Annotated in this window: 21 protein-coding genes; 14 read left to right on the top strand and 7 right to left on the bottom strand. The window is 35.6% G+C overall.

Annotated features, from left to right (window positions below):
* The 12 genes from nusA (at position 1) to HL41_RS09825 (ending at position 12,106) form a co-directional block, all read left to right on the top strand.
* A complete protein-coding gene (gene nusA, locus HL41_RS01980) occupies positions 1-1,266 on the top strand; it encodes a transcription termination factor NusA (RefSeq protein WP_038059992.1) in 1,266 nt (421 codons plus the stop codon).
* Positions 1,259-1,486 (top strand): YlxR family protein, encoded by a 228-nt coding sequence (locus tag HL41_RS01975; RefSeq protein WP_051754436.1) that lies wholly within the window; start codon positions 1,259-1,261, stop codon positions 1,484-1,486. Before nusA ends, HL41_RS01975 begins: the two co-directional genes overlap by 8 nt.
* A gap of 1 nt (position 1,487) precedes the next feature.
* The gene (gene pheA, locus HL41_RS01970) at positions 1,488-2,564 is read left to right on the top strand and encodes a prephenate dehydratase (RefSeq protein WP_038059994.1); all 1,077 of its coding nucleotides are present in this window, start codon (positions 1,488-1,490) and stop codon (positions 2,562-2,564) included.
* Positions 2,565-3,806 carry a M48 family metallopeptidase gene (locus tag HL41_RS01965; RefSeq protein WP_038059995.1) on the top strand — a complete coding sequence of 414 codons (1,242 nt, stop codon included), beginning with the start codon at positions 2,565-2,567 and terminating at the stop codon, positions 3,804-3,806.
* Between the two features lie 37 nt (positions 3,807-3,843).
* Entirely contained in the window at positions 3,844-4,656 is an 813-nt protein-coding gene (locus HL41_RS01960; protein WP_038059996.1) for a 50S ribosomal protein L11 methyltransferase, read from the top strand.
* A gap of 18 nt (positions 4,657-4,674) precedes the next feature.
* A complete protein-coding gene (locus tag HL41_RS01955; protein WP_038059997.1) occupies positions 4,675-5,445 on the top strand; it encodes a type III pantothenate kinase in 771 nt (256 codons plus the stop codon).
* Positions 5,424-6,281 carry an LD-carboxypeptidase gene (locus HL41_RS01950; RefSeq protein WP_038059998.1) on the top strand — a complete coding sequence of 286 codons (858 nt, stop codon included), beginning with the start codon at positions 5,424-5,426 and terminating at the stop codon, positions 6,279-6,281. Before HL41_RS01955 ends, HL41_RS01950 begins: the two co-directional genes overlap by 22 nt.
* 152 nt (positions 6,282-6,433) lie before the next feature.
* Complete coding sequence (locus HL41_RS01945) at positions 6,434-7,816, top strand: NAD(P)/FAD-dependent oxidoreductase (RefSeq protein WP_038059999.1); 1,383 nt, start codon at positions 6,434-6,436, stop codon at positions 7,814-7,816.
* 60 nt (positions 7,817-7,876) lie between these two features.
* Complete coding sequence (dnaN, locus tag HL41_RS01940; protein WP_038060000.1) at positions 7,877-8,992, top strand: DNA polymerase III subunit beta; 1,116 nt, start codon at positions 7,877-7,879, stop codon at positions 8,990-8,992.
* A 41-nt stretch (positions 8,993-9,033) separates the two neighbouring features.
* Entirely contained in the window at positions 9,034-11,445 is a 2,412-nt protein-coding gene (gyrB, locus tag HL41_RS01935; protein WP_038060001.1) for a DNA topoisomerase (ATP-hydrolyzing) subunit B, read from the top strand.
* 12 nt (positions 11,446-11,457) lie between these two features.
* Positions 11,458-11,991, top strand: a complete 534-nt coding sequence (hpt, locus tag HL41_RS01930) for a hypoxanthine phosphoribosyltransferase (RefSeq protein WP_038060002.1) — start codon at positions 11,458-11,460, stop codon at positions 11,989-11,991.
* The gene (locus HL41_RS09825; RefSeq protein WP_022854983.1) at positions 11,984-12,106 is read left to right on the top strand and encodes a hypothetical protein; all 123 of its coding nucleotides are present in this window, start codon (positions 11,984-11,986) and stop codon (positions 12,104-12,106) included. The genes hpt and HL41_RS09825 overlap by 8 nt, the downstream gene beginning before the upstream one ends.
* 6 nt (positions 12,107-12,112) lie before the next feature.
* On the opposite strand, the gene HL41_RS01925 is transcribed toward HL41_RS09825, so the two are convergent.
* The 3 genes from HL41_RS01925 to polX are packed head-to-tail and all read right to left on the bottom strand — an operon-like array spanning position 12,113 to position 17,157.
* The gene (locus tag HL41_RS01925; RefSeq protein WP_038060003.1) at positions 12,113-13,111 is read right to left on the bottom strand and encodes a YeeE/YedE thiosulfate transporter family protein; all 999 of its coding nucleotides are present in this window, start codon (positions 13,109-13,111) and stop codon (positions 12,113-12,115) included.
* Between the two features lie 17 nt (positions 13,112-13,128).
* Positions 13,129-15,438 (bottom strand): excinuclease ABC subunit UvrA, encoded by a 2,310-nt coding sequence (locus HL41_RS01920; RefSeq protein WP_038060004.1) that lies wholly within the window; start codon positions 15,436-15,438, stop codon positions 13,129-13,131.
* Positions 15,439-17,157 carry a DNA polymerase/3'-5' exonuclease PolX gene (gene polX / locus HL41_RS01915; protein ID WP_038060006.1) on the bottom strand — a complete coding sequence of 573 codons (1,719 nt, stop codon included), beginning with the start codon at positions 17,155-17,157 and terminating at the stop codon, positions 15,439-15,441.
* 246 nt (positions 17,158-17,403) lie between these two features.
* Here polX and HL41_RS08930 point away from each other — a divergent pair, with 246 nt between their 5' ends.
* On the top strand, positions 17,404-18,516 hold the full coding sequence (locus HL41_RS08930) for a D-alanyl-D-alanine carboxypeptidase family protein (RefSeq protein WP_051754435.1): 1,113 nt from the start codon (positions 17,404-17,406) through the stop codon (positions 18,514-18,516).
* 28 nt (positions 18,517-18,544) lie between these two features.
* Entirely contained in the window at positions 18,545-19,852 is a 1,308-nt protein-coding gene (locus tag HL41_RS01905) for a UDP-glucose dehydrogenase family protein (protein WP_038060007.1), read from the top strand.
* Here the strand turns inward: HL41_RS01905 and HL41_RS01900 are convergent.
* The 4 genes from HL41_RS01900 to HL41_RS01885 are packed head-to-tail and all read right to left on the bottom strand — an operon-like array spanning position 19,847 to position 23,133.
* Positions 19,847-20,494, bottom strand: coding sequence for an MBL fold metallo-hydrolase (locus tag HL41_RS01900; protein WP_038060008.1), 648 nt, complete (start codon positions 20,492-20,494; stop codon positions 19,847-19,849). The genes HL41_RS01905 and HL41_RS01900 overlap by 6 nt on opposite strands.
* Positions 20,491-21,033 carry a shikimate kinase gene (locus HL41_RS01895; protein ID WP_000362064.1) on the bottom strand — a complete coding sequence of 181 codons (543 nt, stop codon included), beginning with the start codon at positions 21,031-21,033 and terminating at the stop codon, positions 20,491-20,493. Before HL41_RS01895 ends, HL41_RS01900 begins: the two co-directional genes overlap by 4 nt.
* The gene (gene aroA / locus HL41_RS01890) at positions 21,026-22,309 is read right to left on the bottom strand and encodes a 3-phosphoshikimate 1-carboxyvinyltransferase (RefSeq protein ID WP_038060009.1); all 1,284 of its coding nucleotides are present in this window, start codon (positions 22,307-22,309) and stop codon (positions 21,026-21,028) included. Before aroA ends, HL41_RS01895 begins: the two co-directional genes overlap by 8 nt.
* Entirely contained in the window at positions 22,309-23,133 is an 825-nt protein-coding gene (locus tag HL41_RS01885) for a shikimate dehydrogenase (RefSeq protein ID WP_051754434.1), read from the bottom strand. The genes aroA and HL41_RS01885 overlap by 1 nt, the downstream gene beginning before the upstream one ends.
* Positions 23,134-23,140: the final 7 nt, after the last annotated feature.

Genomic DNA, 23,140 nt, shown 5'->3' with positions numbered 1-23,140 from the left:
ATGCAACAAGGAGAACTAAAAAAAGTTATAGAAGCTTTAAGTAAAGAAAAAGGGCTTTCTAAAGAAATTTTGATTGAAGCTTTGCTTGAAGGGGTAAAAACTGCAGCCAAGAAAAAGTTTGGTAGTAAAGTCAAGATTGAGGTAAAGTACAACGAGGAAAACGGAACGATCGAAATTTATAGATTAAAAGAAGTGGTATCTCAGGTTTCTAACCCTGAAACTGAGGTGTCTTTAGAAGAGCTACAAAAAATGGGATTAGATGCAAAGATAGGAGACTTGATAGGAGAAAAGATAGAACTTCAAGAACTTGGAAGGATTGCTGCCCAAATAGTCAAACAACTCTTTTCTCAAAAGGTAAGGTTAGCAGAAAAGCAGGTCGTATATGAAGAGTTTAAACATAAGCTGGGAGATATTGTAAGTGGTTATGTCCACAGGTTTGATAAAAGAGGAGTGATCCTTTCTGTGGGTAGGGCTGAAGCCCTTTTACCTGAAGAAGAACAAGTCCCAGGAGAAAAATACATCAGAGGAACTCGTCTAAAAGCGCTATTGATAGAGGTTTACAGGCAACAGGAACCTCAATTGGTGGTCTCCCGTTCTCATCCTGCTTTTGTGAAAAAGCTGTTTGAGAAAGAGGTCCCTGAAATACAAGAAGGGATTGTAAAGATAGTAGCTGTAGCCAGAGAACCTGGTTCAAGGACTAAAATTGCTGTTACCTCTACCAACCCGCATGTGGACCCTGTAGGGGCTTGCATTGGGGTTAGAGGTTCTCGGATTTCGGTAATCTTAGAAGAGATAAACCTTGCCTCAAAAGGAGATAAAAGAGAATATAGAGAAAAGATTGACGTAGTACTATGGGATCCAGACCCAGCCAAGTTTGTCTACAATGCTTTAGCTCCAGCAGAGTGTAGTAAAGTAATAGTAGATGAAAAAAATAAACTTTTAGAGGTAGTAGTGCCTGATGATCAACTTTCTCTTGCCATAGGAAAAAAGGGAGAAAACGTTAAACTTGCCTCTAAACTTGTAGGATGGAAGATAGACATACTAAGCGAAACTCAATTTTTAAGAAGACAAGAGCCTGAGTTTTTAAAGCTTCTTAAAGTAACGGGACTATCAGACGAAACTGCCGGACACTTGTACGAAGCAGGAATAAAAGACCTTAAGACCCTTTTAGAAACCCCTGCTGAAAAAATAGCAGAGATTACCAAATTAAGTTTAGACCAAGTAACCCAGATTTTAGAAAAGGCTAAAAAAGAACAAATTGGTTAAAAAAGGACACATCCCTGAAAGGACCTGTGCCTTTTGTAAAAAGAAGGCACCTAAGTTTGAGCTTTTTAGGTTTGTAAATAAGGGAGGGGCTTTGGTTTTTGACCCTGAAAAAAAGCTTCAAGGTAGAGGTGCTTATTTGTGTAAAGAATGTTTTGAAAAAAGAAATACTCGAAAGGTTATGACCAAACTTTTAAGGGCATTAAAGATAATCTCTTCTTAAAATGAATAAAGAAGATCTAAAAAAATTAAGGCAAAAAATAGATAAGATTGACGAGCAACTGCTTTCTCTACTTAAAAAACGTTTAGAGTTAGCTAAAACCATCGGAAAGATAAAAGAAAAGGCTGGGTTTCAAAGCTTCGACCTTAGCAGAGAAAAAGAAATTTTAGGAAGAATTCTTAAGCAAAACCAAGGTTTTTTCCCTGAAGAAGCTTTAAAAGTAATATACTCTGAAATCATAAAAGCCTGTAGAAGTGTTCAAGAAAAAATCAAGGTAGCTTATCTTGGACCTGAAGCTACCTTTAGTCACATCGCCGCCTTAGAATATTTTGGTACCTCTGCTGAGCTCATCCCTGTTGAAACCATATTAGACGTATTTGAAGAAGTAGCAAGCGAGAGGGTGAAGTTTGGGGTAGTGCCTATAGAAAACTCTATCGAAGGGGTAGTAACTACTACCCTTGATGCTATATATGAATATGGTCTAAAAGTCTGTGGAGAAGTCTATCAACCTATTTCGCACCATCTGTTAAATCAAACCGGAAGACTTGAAGATATTAAAAAAGTTCTCTCTCATCCTCAAGCTATAGCTCAGTGTAGAAAATGGTTAAGAAAAAAACTACCTTCAGTACCTGTGGATACTGTACCTTCTACAGCACTTGCTGCTAAATGGGCAGCTGTGGACGAAAAAGTTGCCGCCATAGCAAGTCTTATGGCTGCCAAGTTATACCATCTTCAGGTGGTAGCTAAAAACATCGAAGACATAAAAGGTAACTCAACCAGGTTTTGGATTATCGGAAAAGAAGAAGTTCCATTTACTGGCGAGGATAAAACTTCTCTGATTTTTAGTGTTTCAGACAGACCTGGAGCTTTGTTTGAGGTGCTGGGGTGCTTTGCTAAAAGAAAGATAAACTTAACCAAGATAGAAAGCAGGCCTTCTAAAAATGAACCCTGGAAATATATCTTTTTTCTTGATTGTGAGGGCCATATCCAGGAGCCTATATTACAAGAATGTATAGAAGAGATGAAAAACCACTGTTTACAGGTAATTTGGTTAGGCTCTTATCCCAAAGGGAAAAATTAAGTGTTTTATGAAGAACTTATCTATCTTTGGATAGGTTTTATACTTTTTGAACTTTTTCCAGAAACTAATCCAAGTTTTTCTCCTGTTATTTTTATTTTTAAAGAAATTTTCTTTTTTTTAACTCTTATTCTATTTAAAAAATTTTTAAAACCTCAAAAACTTTCAGGCTTTTGGATTAATTTTTTTAACCTGTTTATGCTGGTTTTGTTTGTGGTTGACCTTGGGCTGTTTGGTTTTAAATCCTTTTTAAATCGATATTATTTTTCTTCTCTTTTAGGTTTTTTGTGGTTTTTACACTATGTAGTACTAATAAGGGTTTTTCTTTTTGGGTTTTCTTTGGCTTATTTAAAAATAATTCTTGGCATGATGAGCCCTATAATCACTTTGATTTTGATAGAAAATGTTTTGGATATCCTTAATTTTAAACTGGAAAGTTATGCCTATCCTTTAATCTTTTTTCTGGTGCTTTTTATTTCTCCGGTTTTTATGATTAGATTATTTCCGGTAAAGGTATTAGAAGACATAAAAACAAGAGAACTAGTTTTTAGGTTTTTTCAAACCTTTGGGGTTAAAATAAAGGAAATTTATGTACTTAAAGACTTTGGCAAAAAAATTTATACAGCTGGAGTAATAGGTTTTTTTCCTAAATTTAAATATATTTTCTTTTCTCAACCTCTGTTAGACCTTCTCAACGAAGAAGAACTTATAGGGGTTTTAGCTCACGAACTTGCACACATAAAAAATAAACATGCTTTTTGGTTACTTTTAGTTTTATTAGGACTTCCTTTATATCTAACATCGATTTTTTGCTTGTTTTCTTTTTTTGACCAGCTTTTAGGTTTAAAGGTTGTAATGTATTTAAAAAGTTTACCTTCTTATTATACAGAAACCCTTAGCGCCCTGGTTTTGGTTTTTTCCTCATATCTTTACTTAAGATATATATTCGGTTATTTTTTAAGACAGCTTGAGAGAGAGGCCGATTTTTACGCTTTAACCGTACTTGGTAACCCGAAAGGTATAATTACTTCTCTTCTTAAAATAGGAGAAATTTCAGGACAAATCTATAAAAAAAACTGGCATCATTACGGTATTTTTGAAAGGGTCTGTTTTTTACAACAAGCTTCTTTAGAGGGTTTTAATTTTAAAAAATTCTATATAAAAAACAGAACCCAAATTATCATCTTTTTGGTAATGAACCTTATTTTAATTTTGTTTTTTGGCTTTTTGATTGCTGAGATTTAAAAAATTTTTAAAATATTAAAAGCAATATTTTGAAAATATGTTAAAAGGTAAGCACAAAAATTATCAAAATCTTTACACCTATATGGTTAAACCTTCCCATCCTAAATTGCACCAACTTGAAGACGAAGATTTTATAGGTTTTTGGGAAGAAGATGGAATGGGTATATTATTTTTTCACCGTCCCAAAGAGGAGTTGATAGAAAAATTGGTTGAACAATATGAATTAGAGGTTTATGATAAGCAAGTTATCCCTTATAAAGAGTGGAATGAAAACCGGTTTCCCCAACCTATAAAAGTAGGAAATCTCACCATAGCTCCTGTTTGGGTTGAGGGAAACTGGGATTTAGTCTTTGACCCAAGCGTAGTTTTTGGAGAGGGACAGCATCCTACCACCGCTATGATGCTTGAGTTAAGTTGGGAGCTTTATACCAAGTTTGACAAACCTAAGCATGTGTTAGATATAGGGTGTGGCAGTGGTATTTTAACGCTTTTTTGGGCAAAGTTAGGTGCTAACGTCACCGCGGTTGACCTTAATCCTTTATGTATAAAGGTTACCGAACATAATTTAGAACTTAACGGTTTAAGAAATCAGGCGGAGTTAAAACAAGGAAATATCTTGGACCTGTTACCTATAAAAGCTGAATTGGTATTAGGGAATCTTTATCGACTTTTATTACTTAAACTCTTTGAAAACGAGCATTTTTGGCAGGCAAAGTATTACCTACTTTCAGGATTTAGCCTGGATATGGAAAAAGAACTTTTAGAAAAAATCTCAACCCTTCCCCTTGAAATGGTTATAAGGAGAACTTCTCAAAACTGGGTTTGCTGGTTGGTAAAAAAACTTAGTTAAAGGGAGGTAAGACAACCTATGCTTCTTACCGTAGACATAGGTAATACGGCTACTACCTGTGGAGTTTTTGAGGAAAACGGACGATTAAAGGCTCTTTTTAGCTTTAAAACCTTTGTTCCTGTTTCTGCAGAAGAGCTTTTGGTAAAAATAAAGACTTATCTAGATCTTTATCAAATAGAATTTAAAAAATTAGAAGGAATATCGATAGCTTGTGTAGTTCCTCCTGTGTTAAACTGGTGGGTCGAAGTAGGTAAAAGGTGGTTAGCCAAAGAGGTTTTGATTGCTAACCACGAAACGGTCAACATTCCTTTAGACCTTCTTTATCCATGTGAGGTAGGGGCAGATCGGTTAGTTAACGCTCTCGCAGGATGGGAAAAATATAAAGGGCCTTTGATTATAGTTGATTTTGGTACAGCCATAACCTTCGACTGTATCTCTTCAACGGGAGTTTATCTTGGAGGTGCTATTGCTCCAGGGATTTTTATCTCTACTGAAGCCCTCTTTAAAGGCACTGCCAAGCTTCCTAAAATAGATTTAAGTGAACCCCCTACTCAGGCTATAGGGAAAGATACTATTTCAGCCCTAAAAAGTGGACTTTTGATAGGTTTTGCTGGACTAACAGATACCTTGGTTAAAAAACTTTCTGAAGAGATGGGTAGCAATCCTAAGGTTATAGCCACGGGTGGTTTAGCCAAGTTTTTAGTCCCACTTACAACCACCATAGAAAAAATCGACCCTTATCTTACGTTAGAAGGCCTTTATTTCCTATGGAAAGCCCGGTTAAAATAGCCATCTTCTCTCCGGCAAGTCTTCCTGCCCCAGAAGAATATAAGAAAGCTCTTGAATTTTTTAAAATTAATGAAATTGAGATTCAATCTTTTGTTAACTTTAATTCAAAAACTCCTTACGAAAAAGCTAAAGAAGTAGCTTTATTTCTTACCGAACCTAAATGGGACTACCTATGGGCAGTAAGAGGAGGTTTTGGATGTCTTAAACTTCTTCCCTATCTTGATGAATTTTTGTCAGACAACGAAAACCTGTTACATAAGCCTTGTTTGATAGGTTTTAGTGACATCACCGCCCTTCATGTTTATCTCTATAAAAGGTTTAAAAAATCAGGTATACATGCTCCCAATGTGGTTAGTTTAAACAAACTTAACCCAAAGGCCTGGGGAGAACTTTTAGATTTAATTTTGCGAAAAAAAACTAAGTTAGTTTTAGAGGGAAAGGGTTGGGTTGAAGGGGTGGCTGAAGGGGTGGTATTGGGAGGGAATTTAGCTACGTTAGCCGGTCTTTGTGGAACCCCCTATTTTCCTCTTATGGAAGAACCTTTCATTCTTTTTATAGAAGAAATCAACGAAAAACCTTATCGTATAGAAAGGTTTCTTCTTCAGTTAATTTTTACTGTTAGTAGGGGAAACCTAAAAGGTTTAGCCTTGGGAGATTTGGGAATAACAGACATAAAACCTATTTTACAGACTCTCTCTCTTTATTTAAAAAAAGATATTCCTATAGGCTATGGATTTTCTGTAGGACATATCTCAGACAATTTTCCTTTTATTTTAGGAAAAAAGGGAAGGTTGAAAGTTTTTAAAGATAAGGCTATTTTTTCACAAGAACTATAGCTGTAAAAAACCAAAATTATTACAGCTTTAATTCAACCCCTAAAAGGCTCAAGAAAATTTTTTCTCCTAAACCTTTATCACGCCTGGATGGGAAAACTTACTGTTTAGTGATGGTTTGATTTATTTTTTAGCCTGTGGTATAGTTTTTTAATATGAAACAAAAAAAATATGATGTGGTGATTGTTGGAGCTGGACCGGCAGGGATTTTTACGGCTTTAGAGCTTTCAAAAAACGAAAATCTAAAGATCCTTATCATAGAAAAAGGAAAAAGTATAGAAAAAAGAAAGTGCCCTACCCTTAAAGTAGGAAAATGTGCAAAGTGTATCCCTTGTAACATTATAAGCGGATGGGGAGGAGCCGGGGCTTTTAGTGATGGAAAACTTAATCTTTCGAGAGAAATAGGCGGATTTCTAAACGAATATTTAGACCCTAATGAACTTTCAGCCTTGATAGATTATGTAGACAAAATCTATCTTAGTTTTGGTGCACCTGAAACACTTTATGCTCCTGATGAGATAACCATCAAAAAAATTACTACTGAGGCTACCAAAAATGGGCTTCTTTTTATCCCTTCTAAAATAAGACATATAGGTACTGAAAAATGTAGAGAGGTGTTAACTCACCTACAAAACTACCTAAAAGATAAAGTAGAGCTTCTTTTTGAAACTGAGGTGGAAGAAATTCTTGTTTCTAAAAACCAGGTAAATGGGGTAAGATTAAAAGACGGAAAAGAGATTCTCGCTTCTTTTGTGGTTATAGCTCCTGGTAGGTCTGGTAATGAATGGGTGCAAAAGGAATGTAAAAGACTTAAACTATCTACAACTATCAATCCTGTAGATATTGGAGTAAGGGTAGAAGTTCCTGCTGCTATAATGGAAGACCTTACGTCCAAAGTTTATGAGCCTAAGTTTGTCTATTTCTCAAAAACTTTTGATGATAAAGTAAGAACTTTTTGTGTAAATCCTTATGGGGAAGTGGTTATGGAAAACATAGACGGTATATGGACGGTAAACGGACATAGTTATGCTAATCAAAAAACAGAAAACACCAACTTTGCTATCCTTTGCAGCACATATTTTACCGAACCTTTTAAAGAACCTGTCTTATATGGAAAAAACATCGCTAAATTGGCCAATTTTTTAGGAAATGGGGTCTTGGTCCAGCGATTAGGAGATATAAAAAGAGGTAGAAGGTCAAACGAAAAAAGGATAGCTAAAAATTTAGTACAACCTACCTTAAAAAGCGCAACCCCTGGAGACTTAAGTTTTGTACTGCCTTATCGATATCTGGTAAATATTTTAGAAATGTTAGAAGCACTTGATCAAGTTATACCAGGTATAGCCTCTCCCTATACGCTGCTTTACGGAGTAGAAGTTAAGTTTTATAGCCTAAGGATAAATCTAAGCCCTGTTTTAGAAACAGAAATTAGGAATCTCTTTGCTGCAGGGGATGGAGCAGGAATCACCAGAGGGTTAATTCAAGCTTCAGTATCAGGAGTGATAGTAGCAAGAGAAATCTTAAGACGTTTTTCTTAAACAACTGCAAATCACTAAATTTATGTTATAATAAGACCAAACTGGTAGCAGGGGGCATATATGCAGGCGAAAATAGATACCTCCAGGTTAGAAAAAGTCCTCAAAAACATAGAAAAAGTATCAGATAAAAAGGCTTCAATGGCAGTACTTTCTATGGTTTTAATAGAACCAAACTTAGAAGAAAGCACCCTTTATTTTACGGCTACTGACCTTGAGATAGGGTATAAAGGTAAAGTTTTTGCTGAAATAGAAGGGGTTTCAGCTCCCTTCTGTGTTTCAGCTAAAAAATTATACGAAATAGTGAAAAATTTTCCGGAAGACACCCTTTACTTTATAAAAGATGAAAACAAACTGGTTATAAAAGATGAAGAAGAAAAAATTTTATACAATCTTAGCATCATGGATGGGGAAGACTTTCCAAGTTTACCAGAGTTTGGAGAAGAACACTCAGTAGAGATCCCTGGAAAAACCTTAGCAGAACTTATCGACACTACAGCTTTCTGTACTTCTAAAGAGGATACGCGGTTTGTTTTAGCTGGAATTTATTTAGAACCTCTAAAAGAGGAAGGTAAACTTAGGGCTGTATCCTCAGATGGGCACAGATTAGCCCTTTTAGACAGAGAGGTTAGTGGGATAGAAAACTTTCCAGAAGGTTTTATCATAGCCAAAAAGGCAGCTAAACAGATAGAAGAAATTGCCGAAGATGAGCTTTTGATAAGGTTAGGATTTACTAATAATTATGTAGTTATTTGGACCTCAACGGCACTCTTTTTTGCAAGAACCATAGAAGGGCCTTATCCTGATTACCGAATGGTAATACCCTCTGAGTATCAAAACATTTTAAGGATAGACAGAAAACTTTTTATAGATGCGTTAAAAAGGGTTTCTTTGGTGGTAAACGAACGTTTTAAACCTGTAACCTTAGAATTGTTACCTAAGGAGGTTATTCTTACTTCACAAGAAACCGAAATGGGTAAAGCTCAAATAAGGATCCCCGGAGAATATGAAGGAGAACCTATGGTGGTTAACTATAACGCTGACTACCTACTTGATGCCTTACAAATAATGAAGTCCGAAGAAGTAGAGATGAAAATAGGTGTAGGGAAAACCCCTGCTATTTTAACCGGTTATAGAGACGAAGGGTTTTTGTATTTACTAATGCCTATGGTTTTATAGTTTCAACTTAAAAAAAATTATCTAAAGGTGCTGTAGAGGCTATGGAGACAGAGAGAAACATTCAGTATAAAGCTCAAAGTATTAAAGTTTTATCAGGTTTAGAAGGTGTTAGAACAAGACCTGCGATGTATATAGGGTCTACCGATGTTTCAGGATTTCATCATCTGCTTTGGGAAGTCTTAGATAACGCCATAGACGAAGCCTTAGCAGGGTTTGCTACTGAAATCTGGATCAGGATCCATCAGGACGGTTCTGCCAGTGTAGAGGATAACGGAAGAGGCATTCCTGTAGACATTCATCCAGAAGAAAAAGTTTCAGGGTTGGAACTGGTTATGACGAGACTTCATGCAGGAGCAAAATTTGACCACGGAGTTTATAAAGTCTCTGGTGGACTTCATGGAGTAGGAGTTTCAGTAGTAAATGCCCTTTCAGAATGGTTGATAGCTGAGGTTTATCGAGATGGAAAAATCTACAGGCAAACTTATAAAAGAGGGATTCCAGACGGCCCTGTACAAGTAGTAGGAGAAACCAAAAAAAGGGGGACTTTAGTTAGGTTTAAGCCTGATAAAGAAATCTTCGGAGATTTAGAATTTGACTTAGATATAGTAAAAAGAAGGATAAAGGAATTAGCCTATTTAAACCCAGACATAAAACTTTATCTTGTAGATGAAAGAATAGGTTATACAGAAAAGTTTCACTATAAGGGAGGTATCGTAGAGTTAGTCAAGACATTAAACGCTAAAAAAAATCCTGTTCATTCTAAAGTAATATACATTGCAGGAGAAAAAGAAAACATAAAAGTAGAGGTAGCGCTACAATATAACTCAGGCTATACAGAGACCATCTACAGCTATGTAAACAACATCTTTACCAAAGAAGGCGGCACACATGTTATAGGTTTTAGAGCTGCCCTTACTAAAGCCATAAATCGCTATATTTCAGATGACAAAGTTCCCAAGCAGTTTAAGATAAAAATCGAAGGAGAGGACGTAAAAGAAGGACTTTGTGCCGTAATCTCCCTTAAAGTGCCTGATCCCCAGTTTGAAGGACAAACCAAAATGAAGCTTGGAAACAGCGAAGTAAAACCTATCGTAGAATCAATAGTTTATGAAGGAATCTTAAAATTTTTCGAAGAAAATCCGGGAGAAGCAAAAAAAATCATCCAAAAACTGGTAATAGCTGCCAAGGCAAGAGAGGCCTCAAGAAAGGCTAAAGAACTTGTGAGAAAAAAAAGTGAAATAGAAGATTTCATCGTAGCTGGTAAACTGGCTGACTGTTCAGAAAAAGATCCAGAAAAAAGAGAACTTTTTATCGTAGAGGGAGATTCTGCAGGGGGTTCTGCCAAACAGGCAAGAGACAGAAGATTTCAAGCCATCCTTCCCTTAAAAGGAAAAATTCTTAATGTAGAAAAAGCTAACATAGAAAAAATGCTTTCTTCAGAAGAAATAAAAGGTCTGATAGCAGCTTTAGGAACTGGGATAGGTCCTGAGAGTTTTAACCCAGACAAATGTAAATATCATAAAATAATCATCATGACGGATGCTGACGTAGATGGATCTCATATAAGAACCCTTTTACTAACCTTTTTTTACAGACAGATGTTTGAGTTGATAGAAAGAGGCTGGATTTTTATAGCTCAACCTCCTCTTTATAGGGTGGTTGATGGCAAAAAAGAAGTTTACCTAAAAAACGACGAAGAGTTAGATAAGTATATCATGAATAGGTTGGCAGAAAATGTAAAGATCTCTTTTACTAAAGATCAACAAACCTTTTTATTAAAGGATTTCAAATCTTTCTTCCTTAATTGTGCTAAACTTGATAGACTGCTTTTTAACCTACTTAAAAAAACCTATCCCCCTCAGGTAGTACTAATTCTACTTCAGGCAGGTTTTGACAATCTTACCTATTTTGAAGATCTAACCAAGATAGAACAGGTAGCTACAGACTGTCAAAAAGCGGGATTTAAAGTTTCCAAGATAAAATCCAGTAGTTATAATCCAAAATACTATGAATTTTTCGTTTTCTCTGAAAAAGAAGCTACAGTTTCCTGTTTGGTGGGACCAGAGCTAATCTTAGAAAGAGACTACCGGGAGGCTTTAAAAATATTTGCCAACCTGAAACCCAATCTGGGACATACAATTCACATAGAGTATAAAGGAGAAAAAAAGTCTTGGGATAACTGGTTTTTCTCTCTTTCTGAAATCCTTTCTTATCTTAGAGAAGAGGGAAAAAAAGGTCTTTTTGTACAGAGATATAAAGGATTAGGAGAGATGAACTCAAAACAGTTATGGGAAACCACGATGGATCCTCAAAAAAGGGTTTTAAAACAAGTAACCATCAAAGATGCTGAAAAAGCAGATGAGCTTTTTTCTATCCTTATGGGAGAAAACGTAGAACCAAGAAGAGAATTTATCTACAAACACGCCTTAGAATACAGAGAATTAGACATATAACGAGGGACTAACATGGAAAAACCTCAACAAAAACTTGTTATATCTGAAAAAGATATCTTACACAAAATAAAAGAGTTAGCGAATAAAATTGATAATGATTTTAATGAAGAACCGGTAGTATTCATAGGTACGTTGAAAGGAGCTTTTATGTTTCTTTCAGACCTTGTTAAGCACATTAAAAATCCTAATGTAGAGGTTGATTTTGTTCGGGTTAAAAGTTATGGACTTTCTGATAAATCTTCTGGAAATGTTGAATTGGTAAAAGATTTAGAATTACCTGTAGAGGGCAAAAACGTAATTATCGTAGAAGACATTGTTGATACCGGACTTACCTTGAAATTTTTGTATGAAAGGATTAAAGAGTTAAACCCTAAAACCCTTAAAGTGTGTGCTCTCATCAACAAAAAAGAAAGAAGAGAAGTAGATGTGCCGGTAGATTACATCGGTTTTGAAGTAGAAAAAGGGTTTTTAGTAGGATATGGTTTAGACTTTGCTGAACGCTACAGACATCTCTCTGAGGTTTATGAGGTAGTAAAAGATGAATAAAAAGCAATTTATCTGGAATTATCTTAAAAACAGCCCCTGGTATTTATGGGTGATAAGGATATCAGGGGCTGTTTTTCTTGCTTATACCTTGATAAAACTACTAAAGTTAAAATAAACCACCTCAAAGATAATAACGCTTTAACAACTTCTTGGTTTTAACATTCCACCAACTCAAAGTCAACCAAAGACCTAACACAACCAATGAAATTAAAAGAGCCCCTGGATAACCAAAATAATCTGGCAGATAAATGTTTAGATTTTTTAGCCCTTCTTGTAAGAAAGAAAGAGAAATGGTTGAGTTTAAAACTTTATAACAGCTTAGTAAAACTCCTAAAGTAATAAAAGATTTAAGGTCCCCCTCTCCTGATTTCGCAAAGAGACTTGCTCCACAAGATCCTCCTAGCAACATCCCTAACCCAAAGATTATCCCACCGATAAAACCTATCACTCCAAAATTTGGTAAAACATAGGTATAGGGTTCTAATACCTGGTAAAACTTGAGTCCCCATATACCTAAAACCGCTAATCCTAAGGTTAAAACCACACTTTGGGTATTTATGTTTTTTTCTGAAAAGAAGGGTTCTTTTAGCGTATTCACCATACACCAGTTGCTTTTCTGTAGAACCATTCCTATGGCTGCCCAAAAAACAAAGACCCATGACTTAAAGCACAACCAAACTAAAACCCCAAAGCTTAACAAAGCCAACAGAGGATTTAACTTGGGAAATTTTACTTGTATTGCTTTAACTTGCTGTTTTTTTTCTAACTCTTTTAGCTGATATTTTATACCCATCAACCCTCCTATCCATAAACCAACCAGTACCACCAAAGAACCTGCAGAAAGGTTAATAAAGGGCATTAAAAAAGCGGTAACGTTGTCTCCTGCTGCTAAAAATGCTCCTATACCCATTAAAACACCAGCAATCAGGCTTTTAGTCCATTCTTGATTAGCCGGTATTCTTAAGCCACACTCTTTAAAAAGATTGGCAGAAAAAAAAGCTCCTAACCAGAGAACAAATAAATTAAGAAAAGATTGGTTAGTAATACCCCAAGGAGAACCAAAATACTCTCCCAAAACCAACAAGAGACCTAATAAAATACCTCCTACTCTTACATCCATAAAAAACCTCCCTCTTTCTAAAATTTAGCCACAAACCGTTGATAAAACGCAAATTTTTCTTTAAGTGTTTCAGGTTGAGCCTTTAGCCAGTCCTCAAAAAAACCTTGAAAAATTATCTTCTGGTGTTTAACCTCTGTTAAAAAATCAGCCAAAAATAAAGCTAAAGGGTTTGTCTCTAAGATAATAAAAGTCATAGGTTTTGCAACCATTTTTTCTATCCACTGATGAAGTCTGTTTATATCTTCTAAATGTAACCCTTCGAAGGGAAACTCTAAAAAAACATATTCCACCTGTTTTTTTTCAGTTAAATTTTTTATTAAAGAAAGCCTACTTTTTTCTCCTCCAGAAAGGGTCTGAACTTCTTGAGAAAGTTTTAGATACCCTAGTCCGATGTCTATTAGATGCATCAACTTTTCTTTTACCTTAGGTAGGTTTGAAAAAACCTGAAAGGCCTCTTCTATAGTAAAATCTAAAACTTCAAAAATTTTAAAACCTTTGTATTCTAAGTTTAATACCTCTAAACTTAATCTTTTACCCAAACATTCTTCACACAAAACTTCTATCACAGTTTCTTCTTCTTTGTAAATTTTTTTTCCTTTACCCTTACAACCTACACAAACTCCTTCTTTGGAAGTGAAACTAAAATGTTTTTTGGTAAGACCTTTTACCCTTGCCGAAGGAAGTTGAGACAAAACTTCTCTTAACAAGTCCCAAAGGTTTAGATACTGGATAACCCAATCCTCTTTTCTTCTAAAAACTGAGAGATCACTGAAAACCACCTGTTTATCCTGATTGACTAAAAACTCGAAAAGTTGGTGAAACACTTTGGTTTTACCACTCCCAGGCCTTCCGTAAATGAGATTTATCCGGTTAGAAAGAATCTTAACCCGACCCAAAGGTAAGGAGAACTCAAGTATCTCAGTTTCTCTTGTCTTTTCTTTCTTGACAATCCTTTTTTCTCCTGAAAAATAAGCTGACGTTAAGGTGCAATTTTTTTCAAAATACAAAGGATTAAAATCTGCTTTTACTAAGTATCCCCCTTTCTCTCCTCCCTCAAAACCTAACTCGATGATAAAATCAGCTTCATAGATAAAAAAAGGATCATGTTCTACGACTAACAATGAATTTCCTTTTTTAACAAGATTTTTCAAAAATTCTAACACTTTAACCCGCTGTTCTACTTCAAGCCCTAACGTAGGTTCATCAAGGATAAAAAGACAGTGAGTGAGATCTGCGGTTAAAACCTGCAAAACCTCTATCAGCTTCTTCTCCCCTACAGAAAGCTTAAACACAGGAGTAGAAAGGCTAAGATAAGCTATTTCCAAAAATTCAGCCTGTTCTAACTTATATAGTAAAGACTTTATGAACGTGTCTAAACCTTTTATCTCTGAAAACCTTGACAAAAACTCCTTAAAATTTTTAAGGTCTAACCTTAAGATTTCTTCTATACTAAAATCTCCTATCCTGCTTTTTAAAACTTCTTCTCTTAACTTTAATCCATCACAAGTGTCACAGGCTACCTTTTGTTTATAACCTCTACCTCCGCAGGTTTTACAATAAGACCAACCTACCGGTAGAATGCTACCGCAACGAAAACAAACAGGCCTTAAACTAAACTGAGCTTGAAGACCTTCGGTAGTTTTTAAGAAAAATCTTCCGTTACTAAGGGAAAAGCTAATTCTTAAGTTTTCAACCAACCTATCTCTACCCTTCCCTTCTTTAACCATCCTATCTAAAATCAAAAAAACTTCTTTAAAACTTTGAGGCAGTTGTTCTTCTGAGAGGTCTATTTCTCTGTCATCTATAAGATATTTTACAAAACCCTGAGAAACTAAATATTCGATGGCTTTAGGAGTAATTTCTAAAAGTGGAACTAAAAAATAAAATTTAGTTCCTTCTTTTAAGGTTTCATACCAAGAAATAACCTGGGAGATAGAATGTACCCGGTTAAAAGCCCCACAGGAAGCACAAAAAACCTCTCCTTCAAGTAAAAATAAAACCTCTAAAACCTTAACCAATCCTAAAAACTCTCCCACGGTTTTATAGGGAAACCAATTTCTTACACCCTGAGCCAATGCAAAAACAGGAGGCATAGAAGAAGAAAAAGTAGCTTGATAAGAAGTAGTTACGTAAAATTCTTTATCATAATTCAAAATCTTTAAAAGTCGATTTTTTCCTTCTTGGGCGATAGTATCTATAGCAAGAGAACTCTTTCCAGAGCCTGAAGGTCCAGTTATGAGGACTAAAGCGTTTAATGGAATTTTAAGGTCAAACCCTTTGAGATTATGGGTTGAAACTTGTTGTAGCTCAAGGTACTCTCTTTTCACCTATGGTCTTAACCTCTTTAACCAAGATATAAGCTCTGAATAAGAAAGAGTATTTAAAACATGTCTTTTTTCACACCAACCTCTTCTTGCAGTAGCTGTCCCCAGGTGTATATAATCCATCTGATCTATAAAGTGTGCATCAGTACCTATGATAACAGGAACTCCCTTTTCTATGGCTGCTCTTACGTTGACATCATTTAGGTCTAACCTTTTATAATAAGCGTTTATTTCCAAAGCTTTTTGGTATTGAGCAGCTACTTCTATTACTTTGAGAAGGTTTATGGCATAAGGTTCTCTTTCTCCGATGACCCTACCTGTAGGATGGGCTATCGCATGAACTAAAGGATGTTTTAAAGCAGAGATAATCCTTTGGGTAATTATTTCTTCAGATTGCTGAAAACCTGTATGGATAGCAGCAATCACAAAGTCTATCTCTTTCAACACCTCATCAGGATAGTCTAAAGAACCATCTGAAAGTATGTCTACCTCTGCTCCAAAAATCAGTTTAACCTTTTTGGACCTTTTGTTTATTTCTTCTATTTCTCTTTTTTTCTTAAAAAGGTCTTCTACAGGTATACCTCCCGCCACTTTTAATCCTTGAGAATGATCGCAAACTATCACCCATTCAAGCCCCATTGCTTCAGCTTTTTGAACGATTTCTGGTAAGCTTGCCGTGCCGTCACTATATTTTGAATGTACATGTCCATCTCCTTTTATTTCCTGATACTCTACCAACTTAGGCAATCTTCCTTCAAGAGCTGCTTCTATTTCGCCACGATCTTCTCTAAGTTCAGGAGGTATAAAAGGAAGACCTAACACTTGATAAATCTCTTCTTCAGTCTTTCCAGCAATTTTAGTCTCACCTTTATAAACTCCATATTCATTTATTTTTAAACCTTTTTCTAAGGCAAGTTCTCTTATTCTAATATTATGGGCCTTCGAACCTGTAAAATAAGCTAAAGCCGCTCCCCAAGAGTCAGGAGCCACTACCCTTATGTCCATTTGAACACCTATTTTTAACCTAACGCTTGTTTTAGTTTCTCCAAAGGCTATTACCTCTTCCACTAAAGGTAGTTCAGTGACCTTTTTCATTACCTGCTCTGGCTTTTGAGACGTAATAAGCACATCGATGTCTTTGACAGTTTCTTTTCTTCTTCTTATACTTCCGGCTATAGCAATCTGTTCCACAGGACTTATATTTTTAAGAGTTTGGACTATTTCCTCTGCTATAGGTAAAATTTCTCCTAAAGGCCTTCTTCCTCTTTTTTCTTTAAAAAGTTTAATTCCTTTTAGAATATTTTCTTCGGTTTTTATTCCAAAACCAGGAAGTTTAGCCAATCGATGCTCTTTACAGGCTTTTTCCAACTCGTCTAAGCTTAAAATGTTTAACTTTTCATAAAGCACCTTTACTTTCTTTGGCCCAAGTCCTGGGATTTCTAAAAAAGTAAGAAGCACCGGTGGTATTTCTGACTTTAGTTCTTCATAAAGTTTTAAGGTTCCTGTTTGCAAAATCTCTTTGATTTTACCTGCTAAATCTGCACCAATTCCAGGAAGTTTTTCCAACTTATTTTCTTGAGCCAGCACTTCTACATCCTGAGATAAAGACTCTATAACTTGAGCTGCCCTTTGATAAGCCCTAATCCTGTAAGGATTATCCCCCTTTATCTCTAAAAGGGCTGCTACCTTAGATAAGATATCAGCTACTTCTTTGTTTTTCATAATCAGAAACTTCTAAATAGTCGTAATAATATAGTAATTTAGTTAAATAAACCCTGTTTCTTATTAAATTTTAACCATTCTTTGTTTTTTTTAAAGTTTTATCGTTTTTTAATATTTGACTTTTTTGGTTTTTTATGGTAATTTTTAAAAAATCTTTGAAGTTTTAACTATATTTTTTAAAGCTTTTAAAGTTTTTTAAATTTTAGCTTTAAATTTAATTAAAAGGTAAAAAAAGGAGGAGAAAAAATGAAAAAAAATATAAAAAAATTTTTAGGGTTAATACTGTTTTTTTGCTTAATCCTCTTTGGAAAACAAGGATTAACGGAAGAGATTAACAGTTTATCTGAAATAAGCGCTATAACTGCCGTTACTTTGGATGCAACTACAGGAAAAGTTCTTTTTGCCAAAAATCCTAACCTTAGAATACCTCCTGCAAGCACGGTAAAATTGGTTACAGCAATGGTGGTTTTAGACAAACTCTCTTTAAACAAAAAAGTAACCATTTCTAAAAATGCAGCTGAAACCCAGAGTGTTGCCCCTCTTTTAAAAGAAGGAGAAGTTTACACAGTAAGAGACCTTCTGTATCTACTGCTTATGAAATCTTCTAACCAAGCTGCGGTAGCTCTGGCAGAGGAAGTGGCAGGTTCTGAAGAAAACTTTACTCTTTACATGAACCAAAAAGCAAAAGAATTAGGATTAAAGAATTCTCATTTTACTTCTGCTTCTGGGTTACCTGCTCCTGGACAGTATACCACCGCCTATGAATTATCCTTGATTCTTTATCAAGCTCTTAAGTATCCTTTAATAAAGGAAATCATCCATACTCCTACAAAAATTATAGCCTCTGAAAACGGAAGGGTGCTTGTACTTAAAAACACTAACAACCTCTTAGAAGATCCAGAGTTAAAAGGTTATGTGTTAGGTGGAAAAACTGGTTTTACCAGGGCTTCTAAACATTGTTTGGTAACAGCTTTTCAGCTTAACAATCGTTTAATCATAACCTCTGTACTTGGAGCTCCTTCAAGAGAAAGCCTTTGGCGTGATTCTAAAGAACTAATCAAGTTTAGCAGATTAGTTTTAGAAAACCAAGCAGAACCTTTATATCTTAACACAGTGGTAACCTCACAAATTCCGATGCATCATGTATCTAAAAGCAAAATTTTCAAAGCAAAATCGGTAGCTAAAAGTTCTAAAAAATCTAACAAATTCGCCCAAAAAACTACCAAGAACAGGAAAGACAAAACGTTGGCCCTAAAAACCCAAAAAACTTCTAAGCTAAAAACAAAGATGGCTAAAACTAAGAAAAAAAATACCAAAATAACGGTTAAGGATTCTAACACTCAAAAAAAACGTTCATAATTTAAATTACTGACTTAAGAGGTAAAAGATGCACATTACCATCATAGGGACAGGATATGTAGGGTTAGTTTCTGGTGCAGGGTTAGCAGACTTTGGAATGAAAGTATTTTGTGTAGATAAAGACGAAGAAAAAATAAACAAGCTAAAAAATGGGATCATACCTTTTTACGAGCCTGGCTTAGAAGAATTGGTAAAAAAGAACGTAAAGGCAAATCGACTGTTTTTTACTACAAACTTAGAAGAGGCAGTGAAAAATTCCTTGGTAGTCTTTATCTGTGTAGGAACACCTCCTAATCCTGATGGCTCTGCAGACCTTTCCCAAATAAAAGAAGTAGCTCTATCTTTAGCCGAGATCATCGATGAATATAAGGTTATCGTTACCAAAAGTACGGTACCGGTAGGAACCAACAGATGGATCAAAAACTTGATAGATTCAAACAAAAAGACCTCTGTAGCTGTGGATATAATTTCTAATCCTGAATTTTTAAGAGAAGGCTCTGCTGTAGAAGATTTTATGCATCCAGATAGGGTGGTTATCGGAGGGGAAAGTTCCTATGCCATTGCTATCATAAAAGACATTTATCGTCCTTTATATTTAGCAGAAACTCCTTTTATCATAACCAACCTTGAAACAGCTGAGCTTATCAAGTACGCAACCAACGCTTTCTTAGCTACTAAAATCTCTTTTATCAATGAAATCGCCAATTTTTGTGAAAAAGTAGGAGCTGATGTGACTACTGTAGCTAAAGGTATAGGAATAGACCCAAGAATAGGGTCTAAATTTCTAAATCCTGGGCCTGGGTTTGGAGGCTCCTGTCTACCTAAGGATGTAAAATCTCTTATCCATCAAGGAAGAAAAGTAAGTTCACCTTTTAGACTCCTTGAAGCAGTAATAGAAGTTAACGAAAAACAGAAACTAAGAGTAATAGAAAAATTAGAAAAATTTTTAGGAGACTTAAAGGATAAGACTATAGGAGTTTTAGGACTCTCTTTTAAACCTAATACAAGCGATGTCAGAGAAAGCCCTGCTTTATCTATCATTCCCGTACTTTTAGAAAAAGGGGCAAAAGTAAAGGTTTATGACCCTGTAGCTATGGAAGAGTTTAAAATAGCTGCCAAAGGACTTAACATAGAATATGCCTCTGATCCTTTAAACTGTGCTGCTGAAACACATGGATTGGTACTTCTTACCGAATGGAATGAATTCAGATTTTTAGACCTCTCTCAACTTAAAAAGGTGATGAAAAATCCTCTAATCATAGACATGAGAAATATTTATGAACCTTCGGTGGTAAAATCCTTAGGGTTTAGCTACGAAGGAATAGGTAGGTTATAAAATTTCTTCTAAGAAGGGATTGTTATTCTTTTCCTCTCCTATCGTAGATACAGGTTTAGATCCATAATCATGTCCTGGAAAAATAGAGGTTTCCTCAGGTAGGGTTAAGATCTTTTTTTTGATAGAGTCCATCATCTGAAAAAAATTACCCCCTGGTAAATCTGCCCTCCCCACCCCTTCCACAAACAAAGTATCTCCTGTAAACAAAACCTGTTCTTTTTGATTATAAAAACATATCGACCCAGGAGAATGTCCAGGCGTATGTATGACCTTTATTTTCTCCTTTCCAAAAACAATTTCATCACTTTCTTTTAACCTAAGGTCTGCTTTTGGATTCTCTGGAAAACCCCAGGACCTAAAAAAAGAAAAATTGTTTTTATCTTGAAAAAACCTGTCGTCTTCCTCATGCAACCCAAATGGAACGTTTAAAGCTTCCTTCAAAAAGGAAACACCTACTACATGATCAGGATGTCCGTGGGTACCTAAAATAACTTTTACCTTAATACCCAAAGTCTTAATTAACTCTAAAATTCTTGGGTCTTCTGCCCCAGGGTCTATGATAACTCCTTCTTTGGTGTCTTCACAATAGACGATATAACAGCAAACCTCAAAACTTCCTACAATTAACCTTTCTATCTTCATATAATTTCCCCTACCATATTTTGGTTTTTCAATTGTTTAAGGATTAAATCCAGTATCTCTTTTGGAGACTTTTGCTCGGTATCTATACTTAAGTCTGCAAACTCACGATATAAAGGCTCTCGCAATTTTAAAACTTGAAGAACCTCTGAAGTTAAATCTTCAGAGGTAAGCTTAGGTCTTTCTTTTAGGGTTTTTTCATCTTTAAGCATTCTTTCTATAATGGTTTCAGGTGAGGCTTTAAGCCATACAACCAATGCTTTTGATTTTAAAGCTTTGATTTCTTGTTGATGTAAAATTCCTCCCCCACCTAAAGCAATCACTATTTTTTTTCTATCAACCAATCTCACCAAAACCTCTTTTTCAATCCTCCTAAAAGTCTCCCATCCTTCGGTTTCGACTATCTCTTTTATCGTTTTCCCGGAAATGTTTTGAACCTCTTGGTCTGTGTCTATAAAATCCCAATTTAAAGCTCTACTAAGGAGTCTACCTACGGTAGTTTTGCCTACCGCCCTAAAACCTATTAATAACACCTTATCCATAAAGAGCTTCCAGATATTCCCAAAAATCAGGAAAAGATTTAGTTACACATTCAGGGTTTATTATTTTAATCTTTCCGGTCTTTAACCCTAAAAGGGCAAAGGACATAGCTATTCGGTGGTCATCATAAGTTTCTATCTCTGCGGGCTGAAAATCCTGGGTACCTTCTATCACAGCTCCGTCAGGAAGTTCTTGAGCATTAACTCCTATCTTCTGTAATTCAGTCACCATAGCTTTTATACGGTCTGTTTCTTTAAACCTAAGATGTGGAGCCCCTTTAAGGATCGTTTTGCCTTCAGCTACAGCCCCTAAAACACACATCGTAGGAAAAAGGTCTGGGGTATCCTTTAAGTCAAGTTCTACGGCCTTAGGTCTTCCTTTAAAAGCTACCCTTACACCTTTAGGATAAAGAGGTTCTACGCAAGCTCCCATCTTTTTGATAAACTCTATAAACTTAGTATCTCCTTGTTTAGAAAAATAATTATAGTTTTTGACTACTACCTCTCCTTCACCTAAAATCAAAGGTAAACCTAGAAAATATGAAGAACTTGAGGCATCAGCCTCAACTTCATACACCGATGGTTTATACCTACCAGGACTTACCTTAAAATATCTTTCTTCAGCATAAACCTCAACTCCAAACTCTTTCATAACCTCTAAGGTAATCTCTACGTAAGGACGTGAGAAAAATGGTCCTTCTATCAAAATCTCTACACCGTTAGGAAGATAAGGCCCTATTAACAATAACGAAGACACAAACTGACTACTCACATCTCCTGGTAAGACGATGTTTTCAGACCTGAGAACGTTTGATTTTACCCGTATAGGAAAATACCCTTCTTTTTCTAAACATTCGATTTTTGCGTTTAATTTTCTTAAAGCCTCTACCAAATGTTTTACCGGTCTTTCATGAAGCCTTGGCTTTCCGTAAATATCTATAAAACTTCCCTTCCCTAAACAGGCATAACTTAAGAAAAATCTTGAACCTGTACCATTATTCCCTAAATAAACCTTTACACCTGAAAGTAAAGGAGGAAAACTTCCCTTGATCTCCCAAAGTTTTTCTTCCTCAACTACTTTAACCTCTATGTTAGTAGCAACCAAAGCGTCTTTTAAAAGCAAGGTATCTTCACTTATCAAAGGATTTACCAGTTGAGACTTCCCCTCTGCTAAGGAAGCACAAATCAAAGCCCTTTGGGTTAAACTCTTAGAAGAAGGTAATTCTATCTCAATTTTTTTTAAACCTTTTAGAGGAAGTATAGGTTTAACACTTTTCATTAAGCTTGTCTCCTCTGTACTTCGGCATAAAGCTCTTTTTGAATGATAGATAAACTTTCTTGAGATAAACTTTTTTTAGTCCAAAGTCTAAGTTGCTCAATACCTTGATAAAATAACATTTGAAGGCCGTCTATGACCTTACAACCTTTTTCCTCAGCATAGGTCAAAAAAGTGGTTTTGAGGGGTGAATAAACTAAATCCATCGCAACCTTAAACCTTAAAAGTACCTCTGGTCCAACTACACTTTCTTTGGAATTTAATCCTACACTTGTGGTTTGGATGATAATCTCTCCTTCAGCCTTGTTTAACTCATCCCAAGGTTTGGGTACACCACCAAATTTTTGAGCAAGTTCAACCGCCTTTTGATAAGTTCTGTTATAAATCACTATTTCTTTTGCTTCAGCCTTTTTTACCGCATAAACTACTGCCTTAGCCGCCCCTCCTGCACCAATTACTACCACTTGTTTGCCTTTCAAGGTTATCCCATTTTCTTCAAAAGCCCTTAACACCCCTATCCAATCTGTGTTAAAACCTAAAAGCCTCCCTTCTTCTACCACAACCGTATTTACAGCCCCTATTTCAGAAGAAGTTTTATCTATTTCGTCTAAGTATTTCATAATGCGTTCTTTATAAGGAACTGTTACAGATAATCCTTGAATTCCTAAGGCTTTGATTCCTATGACTGCTTGTTCAAAGTTTTCAGGAGAGACTTCAAAAGTGCCGTAAACTGACTTAAGTCCCAAAAGTTTAAACCCTAAGTTATGAATAACCGGAGATAGAGAATGTTTAACAGGATATCCTATTACTCCATATACATCATACATTAGGCTT

Origin of the sequence: Thermodesulfobacterium commune DSM 2178, assembly GCF_000734015.1 — a bacterium.
Taxonomy (GTDB): Bacteria; Desulfobacterota; Thermodesulfobacteria; order Thermodesulfobacteriales; family Thermodesulfobacteriaceae; genus Thermodesulfobacterium; species Thermodesulfobacterium commune.
Note: the sequence above shows the minus strand (reverse complement) of the source record. Positions and strands in the feature narration are given on the sequence as shown.

Coding starts and splice junctions, on each gene's coding strand:
- pheA (WP_038059994.1), top strand. CDS start 1,488: ATGAATAAAGAAGATCTAAAAAAATTAAGGCAAAAAATAGATAAGATT.
- HL41_RS01925 (WP_038060003.1), bottom strand. CDS start 13,111: ATGGATGTAAGAGTAGGAGGTATTTTATTAGGTCTCTTGTTGGTTTTG.
- HL41_RS01955 (WP_038059997.1), top strand. CDS start 4,675: ATGCTTCTTACCGTAGACATAGGTAATACGGCTACTACCTGTGGAGTT.
- hpt (WP_038060002.1), top strand. CDS start 11,458: ATGGAAAAACCTCAACAAAAACTTGTTATATCTGAAAAAGATATCTTA.
- HL41_RS08930 (WP_051754435.1), top strand. CDS start 17,404: ATGAAAAAAAATATAAAAAAATTTTTAGGGTTAATACTGTTTTTTTGC.
- HL41_RS01960 (WP_038059996.1), top strand. CDS start 3,844: ATGTTAAAAGGTAAGCACAAAAATTATCAAAATCTTTACACCTATATG.
- polX (WP_038060006.1), bottom strand. CDS start 17,157: ATGAAAAACAAAGAAGTAGCTGATATCTTATCTAAGGTAGCAGCCCTT.
- HL41_RS01905 (WP_038060007.1), top strand. CDS start 18,545: ATGCACATTACCATCATAGGGACAGGATATGTAGGGTTAGTTTCTGGT.
- HL41_RS01895 (WP_000362064.1), bottom strand. CDS start 21,033: ATGGATAAGGTGTTATTAATAGGTTTTAGGGCGGTAGGCAAAACTACC.
- nusA (WP_038059992.1), top strand. CDS start 1: ATGCAACAAGGAGAACTAAAAAAAGTTATAGAAGCTTTAAGTAAAGAA.
- aroA (WP_038060009.1), bottom strand. CDS start 22,309: ATGAAAAGTGTTAAACCTATACTTCCTCTAAAAGGTTTAAAAAAAATT.
- HL41_RS01900 (WP_038060008.1), bottom strand. CDS start 20,494: ATGAAGATAGAAAGGTTAATTGTAGGAAGTTTTGAGGTTTGCTGTTAT.
- HL41_RS01945 (WP_038059999.1), top strand. CDS start 6,434: ATGAAACAAAAAAAATATGATGTGGTGATTGTTGGAGCTGGACCGGCA.
- HL41_RS01950 (WP_038059998.1), top strand. CDS start 5,424: ATGGAAAGCCCGGTTAAAATAGCCATCTTCTCTCCGGCAAGTCTTCCT.
- HL41_RS01885 (WP_051754434.1), bottom strand. CDS start 23,133: ATGTATGATGTATATGGAGTAATAGGATATCCTGTTAAACATTCTCTA.
- dnaN (WP_038060000.1), top strand. CDS start 7,877: ATGCAGGCGAAAATAGATACCTCCAGGTTAGAAAAAGTCCTCAAAAAC.
- gyrB (WP_038060001.1), top strand. CDS start 9,034: ATGGAGACAGAGAGAAACATTCAGTATAAAGCTCAAAGTATTAAAGTT.
- HL41_RS09825 (WP_022854983.1), top strand. CDS start 11,984: ATGAATAAAAAGCAATTTATCTGGAATTATCTTAAAAACAGCCCCTGG.